The 19,356-nt window shown below is 46.4% G+C and carries 13 protein-coding genes; 1 reads left to right on the top strand and 12 read right to left on the bottom strand.

Annotated features, from left to right (window positions below; genetic code table 11):
• Window positions 1-172: 172 nt before the first annotated feature.
• From ACO1R6_RS12075 to ACO1R6_RS12050, 6 genes are all read right to left on the bottom strand, one after another.
• Complete coding sequence (locus ACO1R6_RS12075) at window positions 173-1,627, bottom strand: DUF1501 domain-containing protein (RefSeq protein ID WP_486265069.1); 1,455 nt, start codon at window positions 1,625-1,627, stop codon at window positions 173-175.
• Window positions 1,628-1,630: 3 nt separating this feature from the next.
• Window positions 1,631-3,946 carry a PSD1 and planctomycete cytochrome C domain-containing protein gene (locus ACO1R6_RS12070; protein ID WP_486265067.1) on the bottom strand — a complete coding sequence of 772 codons (2,316 nt, stop codon included), beginning with the start codon at window positions 3,944-3,946 and terminating at the stop codon, window positions 1,631-1,633.
• 360 nt (window positions 3,947-4,306) lie between these two features.
• On the bottom strand, window positions 4,307-4,855 hold the full coding sequence (locus ACO1R6_RS12065; protein ID WP_486265065.1) for a hypothetical protein: 549 nt from the start codon (window positions 4,853-4,855) through the stop codon (window positions 4,307-4,309).
• 38 nt (window positions 4,856-4,893) lie between these two features.
• Complete coding sequence (locus ACO1R6_RS12060; protein ID WP_486265063.1) at window positions 4,894-5,838, bottom strand: sugar ABC transporter substrate-binding protein; 945 nt, start codon at window positions 5,836-5,838, stop codon at window positions 4,894-4,896.
• Window positions 5,839-6,509: 671 nt separating this feature from the next.
• Window positions 6,510-7,484 (bottom strand): ABC transporter permease, encoded by a 975-nt coding sequence (locus ACO1R6_RS12055; RefSeq protein WP_486265062.1) that lies wholly within the window; start codon window positions 7,482-7,484, stop codon window positions 6,510-6,512.
• A 24-nt stretch (window positions 7,485-7,508) separates the two neighbouring features.
• Window positions 7,509-9,008, bottom strand: coding sequence for a sugar ABC transporter ATP-binding protein (locus ACO1R6_RS12050; protein WP_486265060.1), 1,500 nt, complete (start codon window positions 9,006-9,008; stop codon window positions 7,509-7,511).
• Window positions 9,009-9,485: 477 nt separating this feature from the next.
• Between ACO1R6_RS12050 and ACO1R6_RS12045 the strand changes: the two genes are divergently transcribed.
• Window positions 9,486-12,266: a c-type cytochrome gene (locus tag ACO1R6_RS12045; RefSeq protein WP_486265059.1), complete on the top strand. Its 2,781-nt coding sequence runs from the start codon at window positions 9,486-9,488 to the stop codon at window positions 12,264-12,266.
• Window positions 12,267-12,596: 330 nt separating this feature from the next.
• Here the strand turns inward: ACO1R6_RS12045 and tnpA are convergent, their stop codons facing one another.
• The 6 genes from tnpA to ACO1R6_RS12015 all read right to left on the bottom strand — a co-directional run.
• Window positions 12,597-13,049 carry an IS200/IS605 family transposase gene (gene tnpA / locus ACO1R6_RS12040; protein WP_486265057.1) on the bottom strand — a complete coding sequence of 151 codons (453 nt, stop codon included), beginning with the start codon at window positions 13,047-13,049 and terminating at the stop codon, window positions 12,597-12,599.
• Between the two features lie 431 nt (window positions 13,050-13,480).
• Window positions 13,481-14,623, bottom strand: coding sequence for an FG-GAP repeat domain-containing protein (locus tag ACO1R6_RS12035; RefSeq protein WP_486265056.1), 1,143 nt, complete (start codon window positions 14,621-14,623; stop codon window positions 13,481-13,483).
• A 152-nt stretch (window positions 14,624-14,775) separates the two neighbouring features.
• Window positions 14,776-15,969 carry a Gfo/Idh/MocA family protein gene (locus ACO1R6_RS12030; RefSeq protein WP_486265054.1) on the bottom strand — a complete coding sequence of 398 codons (1,194 nt, stop codon included), beginning with the start codon at window positions 15,967-15,969 and terminating at the stop codon, window positions 14,776-14,778.
• A 6-nt stretch (window positions 15,970-15,975) separates the two neighbouring features.
• Window positions 15,976-17,040 carry a sugar phosphate isomerase/epimerase family protein gene (locus ACO1R6_RS12025; protein WP_486265052.1) on the bottom strand — a complete coding sequence of 355 codons (1,065 nt, stop codon included), beginning with the start codon at window positions 17,038-17,040 and terminating at the stop codon, window positions 15,976-15,978.
• A 76-nt stretch (window positions 17,041-17,116) separates the two neighbouring features.
• A complete protein-coding gene (locus ACO1R6_RS12020) occupies window positions 17,117-18,340 on the bottom strand; it encodes a class I mannose-6-phosphate isomerase (RefSeq protein WP_486265050.1) in 1,224 nt (407 codons plus the stop codon).
• Window positions 18,341-18,354: 14 nt separating this feature from the next.
• Window positions 18,355-19,356 (bottom strand): aldose 1-epimerase family protein (locus ACO1R6_RS12015; protein ID WP_486265048.1); only part of this gene is annotated, 1,002 nt, incomplete at its 5' end.

Genomic DNA, 19,356 nt, shown 5'->3' with positions numbered 1-19,356 from the left:
CTTCAGGCCTCCGGCCTGAGTAAAGTCAGAGACTTTACATCATAGAAAGGCACAAGTGACGCTCCGCTTAACACTTGCGCCAGCAAACGCGTTATCTCATTTTTTAGTAGCAAATGAGCAGTTAATTTATTTCGCTTCATTTTTCACTTACTACTTATTACTTACAACTTATTTACACCAGGATATCTTTTACTACTTTGCCGGCCACATCGGTGAGGCGGTAGCGGCGGCCCAGGTGTTTAAATACCAGTTTTTCGTGGTCTAAGCCTAATTGGTGCATAACCGTGGCCTGAAAATCGTGGACGTGCACCGGGTCTTTGATGACGTTGTAGCCAAAATCATCGGTATCGCCGTACACAATGCCGGGCTTCACGCCGCCGCCGGCCATCCAGATGCTAAAGCAACGCGGATGATGATCGCGGCCGTAGTTGTCTTTGGTCAGTTTGCCCTGGCTGTAGCTGGTGCGGCCAAATTCGCCTCCCCAAATTACCAGCGTTTCGTCGAGCAGGCCCCTTTGTTTTAAATCGGTAACCAAAGCGGCCGAGGCCTGATCTACGTCTTTGGCCTGGCTCGTAATTTCGTAGGGCAAATTACCGTGCTGGTCCCAGCCCTGGTGGTATAGTTGCACAAACCGCACCCCGTTTTCAGATAATTTACGAGCCAGCAAACAGTTGGCGGCAAAAGTACCCGGCACCAGGCAATCCGGTCCGTACAGTTTTATAACATCGTCGGGCTCTTTCGAAACATCCATTACTTCGGGTACGGCCGTTTGCATGCGGTATGCCATTTCGTACTGCTGCACTTTAGAAGTAATTTCGGGGTCGCCAAATTCCTGGTAAGCCAAATGGTTTAGTTCCGATATATTATCCAGCATTTTCCGGCGGGCTTGCCGGTCTAGGCCCTCCGGGTCTTTCAGGTAAAGCACCGGGTCATCGCCTTTGCTAAACTGCACGCCCTGGTGAATAGAATCAAGAAAGCCATTGGTCCAGAGTTTGGAATATACACCTTGCCCGTTGCCGATACCGCGGGAAAGCAGTACCGTAAAGGCCGGTAAATTTTTGTTTTCGCTGCCCAGCCCGTAACTCAGCCAGGCGCCCATGCTGGGCCGGTTACCTTGCTGCGAACCCGTCTGCACAAAAGTTAGGGCCGGATCGTGGTTAATGGCTTCGGTAAACATCGACTTTACAATACAAATATCATCCACAATTTTGGCGGTATGCGGAAACAAATTACTGATCCAGGCCCGCGACTCGCCGTATTGCTTAAAATCGATAAAAGAACCGACCAACGGAAAAGATGCCTGGTTAGCGGTCATGCCGGTTAGGCGCTGGTTGCCCCGCACCGAGGCCGGTATTTCCTGTCCCCACATTTCCCGTAGTTTAGGCTTGTAATCGAAAGATTCCAGTTGCGAAGGAGCGCCATTCTGAAACAAGTAAATCACCCGCTTGGCTTTGGGCGCAAAGTGCGGAATGCCTGGGCTTAAACCAGATTCATCCATACCGCTGCCTTTAAATAAATCCGGAATTAACAAAGAGCCCAAAGCTACGCTGCCCAACCCTAAACTGAGTTTGGACAAAAAGTGGCGGCGGTTAAAATTAAAGCCGTGTTCCAATATTTCTTTTTCCATCAATCAGGATTTGGCTAAGGTTTCTTCTAAATTATAAATGGTGGTTACTACCTGCATCAGGGCGGCCAGTTTAACTTTATCTGCTTTTTCCGGCAACGGGTATTCGCCCACAGCTAATCTTTTCTCTGCCATGGCATTATTTAAGGTTTTTAGCTCTGCCTGGTAATAATTACTTAAGAGTTCTATTTCCTTTTTATTGGGTTGCCGACAAACAATGGTGCGGAAAGCCTTTAAGATTTTGTCGGTTGGGGAATTATTTTGGGCTAATAATTGGGCGGCCAGTACCCGCGAAGCCTCCAATACGGTTGGGTCGTTCAGCATGATTAAGGCCTGCAGCGGCGTGTTGGTGGTTAATCTTCTTACTTCGCACTGGTCGCGGTTGCTGGCATCAAAAATACTCATGCTGGGCGGCGGTACGGTTCGTTTTATTAAAGTATACATGCCCCGGCGGTACAGGCTGGCCCCGTGGTCTTGTTTATAAATCGAAAGCAGGCCGCGGCCGGAGGTAGCGCCTTCCCACAGGCCCGCGGGCTGGTAAGGTTTAACACTAGGTCCGCCAATGGTTTTATTTAGTAAGCCGCTGCTGGCCAAAATTAAATCCCGTACAAATTCGGCCGGAATGCGGTAACGGGGTGCCCGCGCCAGAAAAATATTATCCGGGTCGGCTTTTAGCTTTTCCGGCGATATTACGGCCGATTGGCGGTAAGTGGCCGAGGTAACCAGTTGCTTCACCAGGCGCTTTACATTCCAGCCATGTTCCCGGAAATCTACGGCCAGCCAGTCGAGCAAAGCCGGGTGGGAGGGTAGTTCGCCCTGCATGCCAAAGTCGCCGGAAGTTTTTACCAGACCTTTACCGAAAAATTCCTGCCATACCCGGTTTACGTATACGCGGGCGGTAAGCGGATTTTTTTGGTCGAATAACCATTGCGCCAGGCCCAGCCGGTTTTTAGGATATTGTTTGCTGAAAGGCAAAATGGACTTGGGCGTACCGGCCTGCACTTCATCGCCGGGAGCATCGTAAGCGCCGCGGTTAAGTACATGCGTGCGGCGCAAAGAATCCAGGTCGCCCATTACCGACACAATCAGCCTGCTGGTATCTTGTTTATTAATAAAGGTTAGTATATTCTTTACCTCTTCGTTGCTGATTTCTATCAGCGGTTTTTTCGCGTAAGTTTCCGGGCCGCCAATTACCGATTCGATGCCTACTTCTTTTACATTGTTAAAAAAAGCGTAGAGCTGATAATATTCTTTTTGCGAGAAAGGGTCGTATTTGTGGTCGTGGCAGCGGGCGCATTCCATGGTAACGCCAATTATAGACTTGCCAAAAGTATCGCTGCGGTCACTCACGTACATTACGCGGTATTCTTCGTCTACTACGCCGCCTTCTTCGGTTATTTTGTGATTGCGGTTAAAACCGGTAGCCAATATTTGTTCTTTGGTGGCATTGGGCATTAAATCACCGGCCAGTTGCCAGGTAATAAAATCTTTATAAGACATATTTTTGTTCAGGGCATGAATTACCCAGTCGCGCCAGGGCCACTGCGTGCGGTAACCATCGTCCTGAAACCCGTGCGAATCGGCGTAACGAGCTACATCGAGCCAATGAACCGCCATTTTTTCGCCGTAAGCCGGGTTCTGCAACAGTTCATCCACTATTTTTTCGTAAGCATTGGTGCTGGTATCGGCCAGGAAGCGGTCCATCATTTCAATCGTAGGCGGCAACCCAATCAAATCCAGGCTTACCCGCTTCAGCAGGCGTTCTTTGTCGGCTTCCGGGTTTGGCTGAAGGCCTTTGTGCTCTTGCTTTTCAAGAACGAAATAATCGACCGCATTGCGGGGCCAATCTTTTTGATTAACCTGGGGTAAGGCGGGTTTTTTAGGGGGCACAAAGGCCCAGTGGGGTTCGTACTTGGCGCCCTGCTTTATCCATTTCTGAATAAGCGCGATCTCCAGGGAGGTTAATTTCAGGTTAGAACCTACCGGTGGCATTACCATGGCGGTATCCTGGCTTGTAATACGCTGAAATACGGCCGATAATTCGGGTTTACCCGGCACCAGGGCATGGGCGGTGGGGTTCTCAGCCAGGGCTTTATAGGCTTCTTCGGCAATATCCAGGCGTAAACCGGCTTCTCGTTTGTTCGCATCCGGCCCGTGGCAGGCAAAGCAATTATCCGATAAAATGGGCCGGACATCGAAGTTATAGCTGATTTTTTCGGGCAGCTTTTCTTCCGACGCCTGGTAGGCGGCCCCGGAATTACAAGCCTGTCCTAAACCGATAACTGTAATTATTCCCAGATAATAATATAGCCTTCTGGTCATCAGCAAAGCAATTTTAATTAAACCTAAATAAAAGTTTCTATAAGCGTAATCTTGTGATTTTATGTAATTGATAAAATTTCAAAAAAGCGGATATTCCTGCAAAAAATGCCGGAATTAGGGTGAGCGGCAAACTAATAACCCTTAATGTAAGAATAAAAAGTTAAATAATTAAAAGTTTTCTAAAATTTTTATGAAAGTTGGGTCTAGGAGAGGGTTCTGGTGAAGAAAAAAGCAGTGTACTATCTCTCTTTTTAACCTACTAGGGACCAAGGCAATAAATATTTAAAGCCTTATAATGCTACTCGAGGAAAAAGGTCCCGGTATTTGAGGCATGAAATTGAGCGGAACAGGTTTATTAGTCTATAACAATCTTAAACTTTTCCGGTGTTTATCCAATAATTTATCGAACTCTTGCCAGAAGCATATCCATTCTTGTTGCTCATAGTTATCTTGAAAGTTTCTGGTCTTTCCCTTGAAAAACTCTTTTATCGAATCGCAGAACCGTACTACCTCTCTGGTATACTTTTTTTTATCAATTGCGGCTTCTAAATCTTTGTAAAATATAACATCATTCTCATCTGTAGTTGGATGTTTCTTAATATCTTTTATGATTACCATATTGTTTTGGTGGATTACTGTCCAGTCGATGCTAACCGGACAGCCAATCATTCCTAACTGGCCACAATGCTGGATAATTGGGTAAATGTCATCAACATGATGATCTTCTTCTACAGTTCGAAGAAGCATTAATCCCGCTGTACTTATTGTCCAGTCATCGTCATTCTCATCAGAAATGGTAATGCCATTTATTTTAAGGTCAATTAAACCATGCGAGCAAAGGTCTGTTTTATTATCAGTATCTTTGGTAATCCAATATTGATCTAATATTCTTATCCTAAATTCGTCCATTGTATCGTTTTAGGAATCTACTGTAGCTTTTCTAAACCTTAGTTGGCAATTTCGGCCACATTAGCCTGGGTAATTAATTTAAAAGGTACCATTACTTCTTTCTCGTACTTTTCGCCTTTGGCTATTTTTACTGCTGTTTGGATGGCTTTGCCGCCTTGTTCCTGGGCATTCTGAAATACAGTGGCATCTAAGCGGCCTTTTTTAACAGCCTGCACCGCATCGGCAATGGCATCGATGCTAACCACCACAACTTTATCGTTTAAGTTAGCATTTTCGAGAGCCTTTACGGCACCCATGCCCATTTCGTCGTTGTGGGCAAAGATGGCGTCAATTTTATTTCCGTGCGATTGAATCCAGTTTTCGGTAAGCGACATAGCTTTGGCGCGGTCCCACTCGCCGGTTTGTTCGGCTACCAGCTTCATATTAGGATATTCTTTTAAAACTTCTTTCGCCCCTTTATCGCGTTGTAATTGCGCGGCTTGCCCCATGTAGCCGTGAATAATAAATATATTGCCTTTGCCGCCCAGCTTTTCGGCAATGTGTTTCATGGCAATGCGGCCGGATTCTACATCGTCGGAGCCTACAAAAGCAGTGGGCGTGGCGCTGGTAGCAGAGTTGACATTGATGATGGGAATATTAGCTGCTTTTGCTTTTTGCACGGCCGCCGAGCTGGCTTCTACTTCGCAGGGGTTCAGTATAATGGCATCTACGCCCTGCGCAATAAAGCTTTCTACCTGCTCTACCTGCTTTAAAGCCGAGCGCTCCGCATCTACCGACACCAATTCCACGCCTAGTTTGTCGGCTTCCTTTTGCATCTCGTCGGCAATGTTTACAATAAATTCGTTTTGCATACTCAGCATGGTGGCGCCAATTACCAGTTCTTCGCCGCCTTTTTCATCGGTTTGTCCGCGGTTACAGCCAGAGAACAGGATAACGGTAAACAAAGCAGCAAATGAGGTTTTCTTTAACAGTTTGTGGTGCATAAGTTTTATTATAAAGAACTATTAAGTTTTGAAATATAAATAGCGTTAGAAAGATATTGAATACCGAAGCTGTTTAGTATATAGAGAAAAATCGAAAAATCCCCTGCCATTGGTGGTGTTATCACCGCCAATCCATTAGCCTTGGTCTTTTTCTTTCCTGGGCCACTATGGCTTGGGTTAAATTATTTGCCAATCTTGATACACTAAACAGGTTTTACCCCTAAAAAATAATATTCATCCTTGTAGCAGAATAATTGCTCCTGTGGCTACTTAAACTAGCCTTGTGGAGAAATCATATTTTTTTTATTTTGAAAGATTGCATCTTTCAATGCCCAAGTGCTAATGGTAAGCTTTAGCCTAAGTTTGCTCAAGGCCGCGAGGCCCCGTTTGGTCATTCGGGCGGTTGATATTTCTTTTCCTCGTACCTCGGAATGCTGTGCACCAGAAATCCAGAAGAGCATCTTCCAAAAGGCCCTTATCGCCCAAACTGATGTAGTCTGCCAGTAGTTACTGCTTTTCAGCAGCAAATTAATGGGTAGATTTAATTTTTCTCTTTTCCCGCTAAACAACGTTATTTTAACAGTTCCTATATACTCACAAAGGAGCTTTTACTTTTATAAACGAAGCACTATTATTCAATATCTTATATCAAATATCTAAAAATAAATTGCTTAATTCCCTTTATTCTTATTTAAACTATCGAGCAGCACGGCACCAATAATAATGAGGCCCATGACTACTTGCTGGTAATAAGAGCTAACATTGAGTAAATCGAGGCTGTTGCTGATAACGCCAATTAATAGGGCGCCCAGCAAGGTGCCGGTAATGGTGCCTACACCGCCCGAAGTACTGGTGCCCCCGATAATAGCGGCCGCAATGGCGCTTAGTTCAAAACCAATGCCCACGTTGGGCTGTCCGGTAGAAATGCGGGACGTTAAAATAATACCGGCTAAGGCCGCCAAGCCACCGCCCAGCGTATACACAAACAGCTTTACTTTATTTACATTAATACCCGAGGCGCGGGCGGCCTGTTCGTTACCGCCCACCGCATACACGTAGCGGCCCATAATGGTTTTTCTTAAGAGTAGCGTGCAGACGATAAAAACCACTATTAATATTAAAATAGGCAACGGGATACCTAATAAACTGCCGCTGCCAATGTAATTAAAACTATCCGATAAATTAGAAATAGGGCGGCCTTTGCTCAGAATCAGGGCTAGGCCCCGGCCAATGGTCATGGTGCCTAAAGTAACAATAAAGGGCGGTACTTTGCCTTTGGTAATGGCTAACCCGTTCAGCATCCCAAAAGCCAGGCCCACCAGTAAACCCATTGTCAGCGGTACTACCAGCGGGTAATTATCGGCGCGGGCAAAAGTGGCCGTAACCACGCTCGTAACCGCCACCACCGAACCCACCGAAAGATCGATGCCGCCGGTTATAATAATAAACGTGACACCAAAGGCCAGTAGCGCATTAATGGTAACCTGCGTAACAATAATCATAATATTGGGCAGGGTTAAAAACTTAGGCGTAATAATGGTTAAGGCGGTGCACAATAATAGAAGCGCCAACAAAAGACCGTATTTGCCAATATTTAAATTAATTCTTGGTCCGTTTTGCGTCAGGTTGGTGGTTGTGTCTTTCATGTGGTGAATATTTGGGATAAAGCGCTATTGCGGCATAGCGTACTGCATTATTAATTCCTGGGTAGCTTCGGCTTTGTGCAGGGTAGCGGTTTGCTTGCCTTCGGCCATCACCAGAATCCGGTCGCTCATGCCTAATATTTCCGGCAACTCCGACGAAATCATAATAATAGCCAGGCCCTGCGCGGCCAGATCTTTTACCAATTTATATATTTCGAATTTGGCCCCCACATCTATGCCGCGGGTGGGCTCGTCCAGGATAATAATTTCGGGTGCAGAGAGCAAAACCTTGGCAATTACCACTTTTTGCTGGTTCCCGCCGCTTAAGTTTTTCACCGGCTGATCGGGATGCGGCGTTTTGATGCGCAGCGTTTTTATCATGTTGGCTACGGCGGTGCGCTCACTTTCGTCGTTTACAAAAAAGCCTCGTTGGTGCTTCTTCAGGCTGGCCAGGGTAATATTTTCTTTCACCGACATGCCCAGCACCAGCCCAATTGCCTTCCGGTCTTCGCTTACGTACCCAATGCGGTTTTTAATGGCATCCTGCGGCGATTTAATAGTGGCTTTATGTCCTCTAATAAAAATATTTCCGGTGTCGGGCGCATCTAAACCGTAAATGGCGCGGGCAATTTCGGTGCGGCCGGCGCCCATGAGTCCGGCAATGCCCAGTACTTCGCCGGCGCTCACTTCAAAATTAATATCCGCAAATTTGCCTTGGCTACCCAAACCTTGTACCGATAATAATACTTGGCCTTTCGCCTCGGTATGCTCCGGAAACATGGTATTCAGTTCCCGCCCCACCATCAGGGCAATCAAAGATTCATGGTTCAGTTCAGCGGCGGGTTTGGTCTGAATGTATTTGCCATCGCGCAAAATTGTAATGGTATCGGCTATCTGGAATATTTCGTCCATTTTATGCGATATGTAAATAATAGCTACGCCCCTGGCCTTTAAATCTGCGATAATATTAAACAATGATTTTACTTCTTTGTCGGAGATGGCGGAGGTGGGCTCATCCATAATAATGATTTTGGCATTTTTAGAAATAGCTTTTACTATTTCAACCATCTGCATCTCGGCCACGCTTAAATTTTTCATTTGCTGGCAGGCATCTAAGTTTATGCCTACCTGGGTCAGCAACTCAGTTGCTTTCTGGTTTAAGCTGCTATCATCGAGCCACCAGGTTTTCCCTTTCCGGATTTCTTTACCCAAAAATATATTCTGCGCCACGGTTAGCTCCGGCACCAGCAGCATTTCCTGGTGAATCATGGCAATACCGGCGCTTAATATTTTTAAATCCCGCTGGCTGTGCAGGGCATTGCCTTCAAATATTATTTCACCGCTATCCGGCGTCAGCATTCCGGCCAGAATTTTCATGAGGGTAGATTTTCCGGCCCCGTTTTCGCCCATGAGGGCGTGGACTTCGCCGGGCCTTATTTTTAGCTGTACCTGGTCCAGGGCTTTTACCCCCGAAAAGTTTTTGCTAAGGTTATGCACCTCCAGAAGATAAGGTAGATTTGAATGCATGAAAAACTTTACAAAAAATATAAGCTGTAAACCTTAATGGCTGGTAATCTAAAAAACAGTCGCGATTCTGGTGCTAAAAAAAGTAAATATTTTGATAAAGCTGTTTAAACTATTCCTTTCGAGCTAAATTATACCCTAAAAAAACAGAAAATATTGCCCTGCTCAGGGGCGTTGGTTCATTATTAATAATTAAATCCGGAGGAAAAGCTTGGTTGCCGGATAACGTTGGCATTAGCCTGAAGAGCTCAGGTTTTTAATTTGATTTTGTATAAAAAGAATAATTTTTTAGCGTTATTTAGCTGTAAATCTGAATAATATTTAGCTGGGCAGGATACAACAGGATAGGGATAAGAATTATCTTTTATATTTTAAGAGATTATTTAACTGTGCTGTAGGAAATATTTAAACTTACTAAACTAAAGACACTGCTAAAGTTAAGTATCCACCACTTTAAACTAAACAAACTTATAAATTAGTATGAATCGGAACAAATCACCACTAATAGTGGTCCTGTCGTTGTCAGTATCGCTGTTTTTTGCGAATTCCTGTCGTAACGCAAAAGAGGCAAATATTAACAATGCCCAGGAAACGGCTGCCGATGCCCAGGCAGCCCAGTCGTTAGACCCTAAAGTAGCAAAACTGAAATTACCAGCCGGCTTCCGGGCCGAACACCTGTATAGCCCTTCGGAAAACCAGCAGGGCTCGTGGGTAGCCATGACCTTCGACGACAAAGGCCGGATGATTACTTCGGACCAGTATGGCGCTTTGTACCGCGTGCAACTGCCGGCAGTAGGGGCTGGTGGCGGTAAGCCCACGATAGAAAAATTAAATATTCCGGTAGAGGGTACGCCGGCTACCGCCGATGGCAAACCAAAAGTTGGCATGGGCTATGCGCAAGGTCTTTTATACGCTTTTAACAGCCTGTATGTAATGGTAAACCACCGGGGCAACGAAGAGTTTAGCAAAACCAGCGGCCTGTACCGGTTAGAAGATACCAACGCCGACGATCAGTTTGATAAAGTAACTTTAATAAAACAATTAAAAGGCGAAGGTGAGCACGGTCCGCACAGCATTCGCTTGTCGCCGGATAAGAAATCGTTATACGTAGTAGCTGGTAACTTTACCGATCCGCCGGAAATGAATGCCTACCGGATTCCTAAAGTTTGGGGCGAAGATAATTTAATTCCGTTGATAACCGACCCCCGGGGGCACGCCGCTGACCGCCATGCGCCGGCCGGCTGGGTAGCCAAAATAGACCCCACCGGTACTAACTGGGAAATGATTGCCGGCGGTTTCCGGAACACCTATGACATTGATTTTAACGATGAAGGCGAACTGTTCGCTTATGACTCGGATATGGAGTGGGACTTTGGTATGCCCTGGTACAAACCAACCCGTATTCTGCACGTAACCAGCGGTGCCGAATTTGGCTGGCGGACCGGTAACAGCTCTTGGTCGCCTACTTTTGCGGACAACCTGCCACCTGTAACAAATATTGGTCAGGGGTCGCCCACTAACTTTATGTACGGCAAAAATGCCCGTTTCCCGGATAAATATCGTCGCGCATTCTTTGCCTTTGACTGGAGTTTCGGGATTATTTATGCCATCCATTTAAAACCCGAAGGTGCGTCTTATAAAGCAGATGTAGAAGAATTTATATCCGGTGCGCCTTTGCCATTAACCGATGGTATTATTGGCCCGGACGGTGCCATGTATTTTCTGGTTGGTGGTCGCCGGCTGGAATCTGACTTGTACCGGGTTACTTATGGCAACAATACCCTTAGCAACGGAAAACTAGCGGCAGAAAAGGTTTCTAGTGATGTGAAAAAAGCCCGGAAAATCCGGAAAGAACTGGAAGAATACCATAGCACTCCGTCCAAAGCCGGCGGTGTGGCATTTGCCTGGCCTTACTTAAAGCACGAAGATCGGTTTATCCGGTACGCGGCCCGTATTGCCGTTGAACACCAGCCCGTAAGCGAATGGCAGGAAAAAGTATTACAAGAAAAAGATCCGGTTACTTTAACCCAAGCGGCTATTGCCTTAGCGCGTCACGGCGATAAGAGTGTCGAAAGTCAGCTTCTGTCGGCATTAACAAATGTTAAATTTGATCAGCTTTCGGAAACCCAAAAATCTGACTTGCTGCGTGCGTTTGAATTGGTTATTGTCCGGATGGGTATGCCGGATGATGCCGCCAAATCAAAAGTAGCCAGTTATTTAGATGCTCACTTCCCGGCGCAAAGCAACGAATTAAATCGGGGGTTAAGCAAAATATTGGTTTACATAGGCGCCCCAAGAGCAGTTGAGAAAACCATGGCTTTAATGGCCACTGCCAAAGATGATCAAGCCAATCGGGAAATGTATACCGCTTCTTCGGGCTTAATATTGCGCAACCCGCAATACGGCTTAGATATTGCTAATATGTTGGCCAAAGCGCCACCAGCTCAACAAATGTTTTACGCCACGGTTTTGGGTGGTGCCAAAACCGGCTGGACGCCCGAACTCTACGAAAAATATTTCACCTGGATTAAAAGTGCCTTTAACTACAAAGGTGGCTTAAGCTACGTAGGTTTTATTAATAAATCGCGGCAAATGGCCTTAGCCAATGTACCCCAGGATAAACTGGAATATTACAAAACGTTATCGGGCGAAGGCATGCTGAGTAGTAATGGTAATGATTTGGCTAATAATGCCCCGGCCCCAAAAGGCCCCGGCCGCCAGTGGACCATGGAAGCCGCGTTGCCCGTAGTAGAGGCTGGCTTAACTAACCGTAACTTTGAGCAAGGTAAAGCTATGTTTGCCGCCACCCGGTGTATTTCCTGTCACAACATGCGTGGCGAAGGTAGCAATGTTGGCCCGGATTTAACCCAGTTGGGAACCCGCTTCTCGGCCAAAGACATGCTTGAGTCTATTATTCACCCAAGCAAAGTAATATCAGATCAGTATGCGGCTACAATCTTTACTTTAAAAGACGGCAATTCTGTACTAGGCCGCCTGATAAATGAAGATAATGATAAATACATGGTGTCGCAGAACCCGTTTGCACCCGACCAACTGCGTGAGGTGCCGAAGAAAGATGTGGTAAGCACCAAAATATCGAATGTTTCTATCATGATGCCAGGTATGATTAACCGGTTAAACGAAGAAGAACTGAAAGATTTAATGGCTTACCTGATGTCGGGCGGTAACAAAGAGCATAAAGTTTTCCTGGCGCAAAATTCAGCGGGTTCAACCAACACTACTAACGCCACTAAAAAGTAATTTAGGTAAGAACAATTGGTTTAAAACCGATTAAGTATATTATTCTTAAAATAAAGAACGCTAACTTGTTGTCCGGTTAGCGTTCTTTATTTTAAAGTATTATCAGTAGTAAATTATTGATTTTGAATTAAGTCAGAATAATTATCTTTTTTTGGGGGCTGCGCTGCACTATCTAATTGTTGCTTTATCTTGTGGGATAATTTTTAAGTAGGACAGGCCACGAAGTAATTATTATTTAGCCCTGAAAGGGCATAATAACCCAGCACAGGGTGCCGTCCTGTGGGTGGAAGAATAAATGCCGGAATTTTCAAGCCCTGAAAGGCGTAATATTCAATCCCAAACATACCTTTCATCATACGGAACCTGGTATTTCTTTAAGAATGCCCTATACTCCTCCTGAAAAGTTTTGTTCCGGTGATGTTCTTGCTGATTAGAAATATACGCTACAACGGTATTTACCTCGCCGGGATTAATGGAGAACGCACCATAGCCATCCTGCCAGTAGAAGTTACCATAATCAGCTCCTTTGGTTTTAATCCATTTGGATGAATGCGATTTTACCTCCTCGACCAATTTTACCAAAGCTATTTTCTTCGAAAGCAAACATAAAATATGAATATGGTCGGTATAACCGCCGATGATAATGGGTGTGCATTCCTGGTTGTTGCAGATACCGCCTAAATAACGATGTAGTTCTGCTTCTATCGAAGGATGTATCAGGGGCTCCCGGTGTTTAGTACTAAATACGAGATGGATATAGTTCTTTACCAGTGATTGCCCCATTAGAATATTTGATTCTCGTAAAAAAAATTTCGCCCTTTCAGGGCTTTTGAATATTACTAAATACTTTCGATGGGCTACACCCATCGCTGATATATTACGCCCCTTCGGGGCTCGCACGAATATTTTAAGACTTGTATAATACCAGATTGAAATTAGGAAGACGTATATAAAATTTCTAAACTTGGCAGGTCTTAAATTATCCCCGGATCTCCTTATAATCATACGTCACTTTAATTTAAACCTGGTATAATATTAAAGCGGGCATTGTAAAAAATGCCAGTGCTAAATTTTATTGAACAGATATTTTCTTTTGTTTTCTCAATAGAATTAGCCCTGAAAGGGCGTGATAACCTAGCGTAGGGTGTAGCCCTACGAGCCAAGCCATGCATTGAATATATCCCTGAAAGGGCGTAATATTATGTTATGTTTATCTATCCTTCATTATAAAAAATATACAAACCTTGCTTACCAGCCACAATAATATCTTTGCGACCGGTGCCGCGTAAATCGGCTATGCTGAAAAATATACCGGTGCCAACGCCTTCGCCCAGCGGGCCGTAGCTGATAATATTTTTGGTGAAGCTTTCGCCGTTCCAGGTGTAATAATATAAACCTAAATTATCGTCGGCGCCGGGGTCTTTGCCGTTGTGGGCGCGGTAGCGTTTGCCGGTAATAAGTTCGGGCTGGTCGTCGCCGGTAATATCTACCCACTGCATTTCGTGGAATTGGGAGTTGTTCAGGTCGATGGGGTGCTGGAGCCAGGTTCGTTTGCCTTTCCGGTCTTTGCGTTGTTCAAACCAAAACAAACCGTAGTCGTGGCCTTTTCCGGCAATCAGGTCGGGGAGTCCGTCTTTATTTACATCGGTTACTATAATCGGTACGCTGGCGTGGCTAATAGAGAATTCCTGGTGCAACGTCCAGGAATCAGTTAAAGGATTTTTAGGTGCTTCGAGCCAGCCGTTGGTAATTACAAAATCGCCGCGGCCATCGCCGTTAATATCGCCGAAGCCTAAGCCGTGTTCGTGGGTTTTGGCGACTTCGGTGCGGGTAAAAACGGGAGCACTGTTTTGGCCGGGTTTAACTTTAAAAAATGCCAGCGGTTTGCCGGGCGTGTTGGGTACCAGTTCTAAATTGCCGTCGCCGTCTACATCCCAGGCCCTAACCGTTTCGATATTGCCGGTCTGGGCAATAATTTGTTCGGGCCAGGGTTTGTCGTTGCCGGAGTTTTGGTACCACCGGAGCGATTCGCCGAACCAGCCGCCGGTTACAAAATCTAGTTTGCCGTCGCCGTTTAAGTCCATCGGAATAGTGGCAAAATCATCATAATATTCACCGTAGCGTTTTGCGTCGGTAATAAAATGGCGTTTGCTGTAACCCGGGCCTTCGTACCAAAAACAACCCGAAACCAAATCCGGTACTTTATCGCCGTTTACATCAAATACGCCCACCGACTCAAAGCTTTCGGCCGAAATAAATTGTTTCCGGAATTTAACGGCACCGGGTTTTTCTTCTGGTTGATTTGGCGATAAAAAAAGAAAGGGGAGTAAAGCTAGCGGTTGCAGGAGGGATAGCATAAGGTGGTGAAATAGTTTGGTATAAAATATATTACAAAAAGGGCTGTTGAAAAAGGAAAGGTTGTGGGTCCTCCCGTATTCAACAGCCCTGGTTATAGGTAGCATTCATTCGCCTCTTCTAAGCGGCTACCTTTTATTTACTGTTTATGCTTTTAAACAGCGGCCGCGTTCACGGCCTGATTTTGCAGGTTAGCCTGAGCCGATACACCGGTTTCTTTCCAGCTTCGGGTAGCGGCCGATTCCAGCACCGCTTCGCAAACTTTCTGGGTTTCTAAAGATTCCTGGAAAGTAGGGGAGCAAGGCTCGCCTGTTTCGAGGCTTTTTAAGAAATCGGCTACCTGGTGCACAAAGCTGTGTTCGTACCCGATAGAAAGACCCGGCACCCACCATTGGCCCATGTAAGGTTGGTCGCCGTCGGTAACGTGAATAGAGCGCCAGCCCCGGACAATAGACTCATCACGGTGGTCGAAATATTCCAGACGGTTTAAATCGTGTAAATCCCAGCGGATAGAGGCATGTTCGCCGTTAATTTCGAACGTATACAGGGCTTTGTGGCCGCGGGCATACCGCGTAGATTCAAAAAGGCCCAACGAACCGTTTTCGAAATGACAATGGAAAATACAGGCATCATCAATACCTACTTTTTGTTTCTGACCGGTAACGGCGTGGGTTCTTTCCTTAATAAAAGTTTCGGTTACCGCCGAAACATCAGTGATGCCGCCGTTCAGCCACATGGCCGTATCGATGCAATGCGCCAGTAAATCGCCGGTAACGCCGGAACCGGCCGCCTCTACATCCAGGCGCCAGTTGCCACCGCCTTGCGGTAAGTTTTCGTTAATGGTCCAGTCTTGTAAAAAGTTGGCGCGGTAATGGAAAATACGGCCCAATTTACCCAAATCGATAATTTGCTTGGCTAACGTAACAGCCGGTAAGCGGCGGTAATTGTACCAAACCGTGTTGGGTACACCGGCTTTTTCAATAGCATCAACCATTTGTTGCCCTTCGGCTAAGGTACGCGATAATGGCTTTTCGCATAATATCATTTTGCCGGCGGCAGCGGCGGGAATGGCAATCTCGGCGTGCGTATCGTTGGGTGTGCAAATATCTACCGCATCAATATCGTCGCGGGCAATTAAGGCACGCCAATCGGTTTCGTACGATTCGTAGCCCCACTGCTCGGCAAAAGCCTTAACTTTTTCTTCGCGCCGGGTACAAACGGCTTTTAATACCGGTTTATAAGCCAAATCCGGGAAAAAATCGCTTACGCGCTTGTAACCATTTGTGTGGGTGCGGCCCATAAAGCCGCCGCCAATTAATCCTATTCTTAATTCTTTTTTTGCGGTCATACCTAATTATCCAATTAAAGATTCTGCATTTACATTTACCGGAGCTTGCCAGCCGTGGGCTTCCCGTACTTTTATCATGGTAGCCAAAATATCGTTCCAGGTTTGCTGTTTCATCATTACATCGTTCGGGAACATACAGCCGTCCCAGCAAATGTGCTGGAAAGCTTTGGTCAGGTTACCGTTTTCGTCACGCAGCCAGTGGCCGGCATCTTCTACAATATTTAATTTGCCGTTCGGGTCGAGGGCCTGGCAATGGCGGCCGGTTTTATCATGCGAACCGGAGCCAAACACGGTACCGTCGTTCTGGGCCACGTGGAAGTCGATGGTCCAGGGGCGGAGGGCGGCGGTAAGTTGCTTCAGCCCTTCGGTTAAAGGTGTACGGTCGCTCCAATCGTAGTTCTCGGGTAATATCCGGTCTTCGGGGCTGTTGTAACCCATCAGGTATAACAAGGTATGGGCCATATCGGCCTGGAAGCCCATGTTAGGCCGGTTTACTTCTTCTAAGGTTTGGATCATGGCGCGCCAGCTATGCATACCGGCCCAGCAAATTTCACCTTCGGCAGCTAATTTCTCGCCAAAGTCGGCGGCTACATCGCAGGCTTGCTGAAACGTTTGGATAATTAGTTTAGAATTATTAACCGGGTCTACGGCCCAGCTTTGCGGCGAACTGGCCGAGTCGATGCGGATAACGCCGTAAGGGCGCACGCCCAGGTCACGCAACTTCTGACCAAATAAGCAAGATTTACGCACCATTTCTACAAAATTAGCGCGCTCTTCCGGGCTGCCCATGGCCGGACCGCCCCAAATAGGTGCTACCATGCTGCCAATATTCAGGTTTAGGTTGCCTACTTTATCGGCTAAACGCTTAATATCATCGTCGCTGCTGTCGATATTGATGTGCGGGTCCATCAGGCCAATATCAATACCGTCGAATTTAATACCGTCTACCTCGGCGGCGGCAGTCATTTCCAGCATGGTATCAAACGGAATTACGGGCTCAGCGCCATCGCCTTTGCCTACCAGGCCCGGCCAGGTGGCATTGTGCAATTTCGGATAATTATTATTGGTCATATGCGGTGGATTTTAATGAGTTAAAAGTTATAAGTTTAAAGTTATAAGATTATCAATATTCAGCTTAAATGCTCTTTTACAAAACCAAATCCGGGTTGTTAGGGCCAAAGTGCTTTAGCATAACAATCGGGTCTGTAGAGGAATAATTTACAATGGTAACGCCTTCCATGGCCGCTTTTTCAGTTACAAAAAACTCGTCGTTGGTTAACTGGCCGTAGCGGATTAAGGCTGGTGTTTCGATGTCACACACGCCCATTTTGCCGTGGCCTTGCATCATAATTAAACCGTAAGCGCCGCCGTCCTTTATGGTTACTGTTTGGCCCGGTAACACCGTTAATTCCTTGGCGCTGTACGCCTCGTTTTTGTAGCAAATCCAATTCTCTATGTAGCCTTCAGCTTGCATCTCTTCTAATGCTTTTACTGGTTTAGGTCGCATAAAATGGTTTTGCATAAAGTTGGGGTCCACGTTGGCTTCCCAATCAATCACCGACATCAGTTCATCATAATCACCTTTTTTGTCATCGGGCGTGCCTACCCATAATAATTCTTCTGGTATAATGGCTTCGTTTACCAACGATTGGTACATGGCAAAAATATCGGAAGCTTTTTGCGGCTCGTAGGTACACAAACTGCCGGGGGCATGCAATATTCCGGGGGGCACATCCCAACCGGTACCCGGCTCCAGGCGGTAAGCCGAAGAATAATTGGTTATTTTATTATCGCCTTTGGTAAAGTTTTGCAAACATTCTTTAATCTGCTCTTTTGTAGTGCCAGGAGCAATACCGAAGAACGTGTAAGGAAAATCGCCCCCGTGGTTATTTAATTGCGGCGGGAAATAATAAGCTTCGGGTTTACCCAACTGACCTACTTTAGCCGCGTGTTCATCGTTGTGGTGAATGTGGTGCGGCAGCGGGCCCATATTATCGAAAAACTTGGAATACATGGGCCAGGCGCCGTATTCGTTCCACAAACGGTCGCCGATTATTTCGCCTTTTAATTCGTCAATGGCGTCTCTTAATAAGAATTGCTGCTCGGTGTTGCCATCGTTAAAAACCACCGCACTTAAACCTTCGTTTTCGCCGGTTAATGGGCCGTTTTTAGCAGGCGTGGTAGAAGATAACCAACGCTCGTCGATGCCGCCGCGCTGACCGCCCAATACATAATAATCATCCGGATGCAATTTAATGCGGCGTCCGGGTACACAAAATGAGCGCGGCACCCAGGTAGGCGCCAAACGCAATATGCCTTTTCCCTGCTCTAATGCCTTCCCCGCTAAACTTACTTTTTCCATTGTTTCCATAAAAAATATACTTCTTAGTGAGCTGTTGTGGTATTATTTAAAAATTTGCTGATGGATAATTCGTCGGTTAATATCTCTATTTCCAGGCTATATTTCCGGCTTTCGCCGGGTGCCAGCATAATGAGTTGATTTTGCGCCCGGGCTTTGGCTTGACCAATGGGCGTATGGGTGCCGGGCTCCAGGCCGGTTACGTACTCGTTTTTACCAAAGTGTTGCCAGTTGGTAAGCCAGGGTAATTGTTCTTTCGGGAAGCGCATGGCCAGCGCAAAGCCTAATTGAGCGTTGTATAAACCGCAGGTGCAATTGCCATTGGCATCGGGGGTTATATCTATAAAAGCAGCCTCTTCGCCGGTGCCATTATGCTCGTCGGTAGGAGCCAGGCATTTCTTGAAATTATTGCCTTCCCGGAATATTTTATTATTCGGTGCGTCGCGTGATGTCCAGTTGCCTTGCCAAATTATTTCGGTGTTTTCGTCGACCAAAGGCCAGCCAAAATTGCAATGGTACAGCAGCATGTGCGGCGCGGGGGTATTGCCCCGGTTTATTACTTCGTCCTGAATTTTTATTATGGGTTGGCCCAGGGTACCGGAAATAGTACGTTTTAGTTCCAGGCTAGGGCCGAGTACCTGCGTTTCGCGCATGCGCCCGGTAATGCTCATTTGCAGGTTGCCCGTGAGCGGGTCAGGTTGCAGGATTGATTCTATTTCGGCGGGAATATTACTGATTTGCCCGTGCAAACCACGTTCGCCAAATTCATCGGCTTCGGGGCCACCCACGTGCGATAGGCCGCAAGTGGTAACCAAACCGCCGCCAAAGGTTCGGAGCCAGGCAATGCCTTTATCTGAAAAGGGTTGCGGCGGCGTAATGCCCCCGTGGCTGAGCCAGGCTAAACTGTGCTGGTTATAAAAAGCATCGGCAATATCCATGGCCCTATCCAGCTCTACCTTGTAGCGTAAGTCGGTACCGGTATTAATCCAGGCAATGCGGGTGCCGCGGCCAGCGCCGTTGTCGAGCAC

The sequence above is a fragment of the Adhaeribacter sp. genome, from assembly GCF_057359045.1.
The sequence above is the reverse complement of the archived record's forward strand: the minus strand, read 5'-3'. Positions and strand labels throughout refer to the sequence as shown.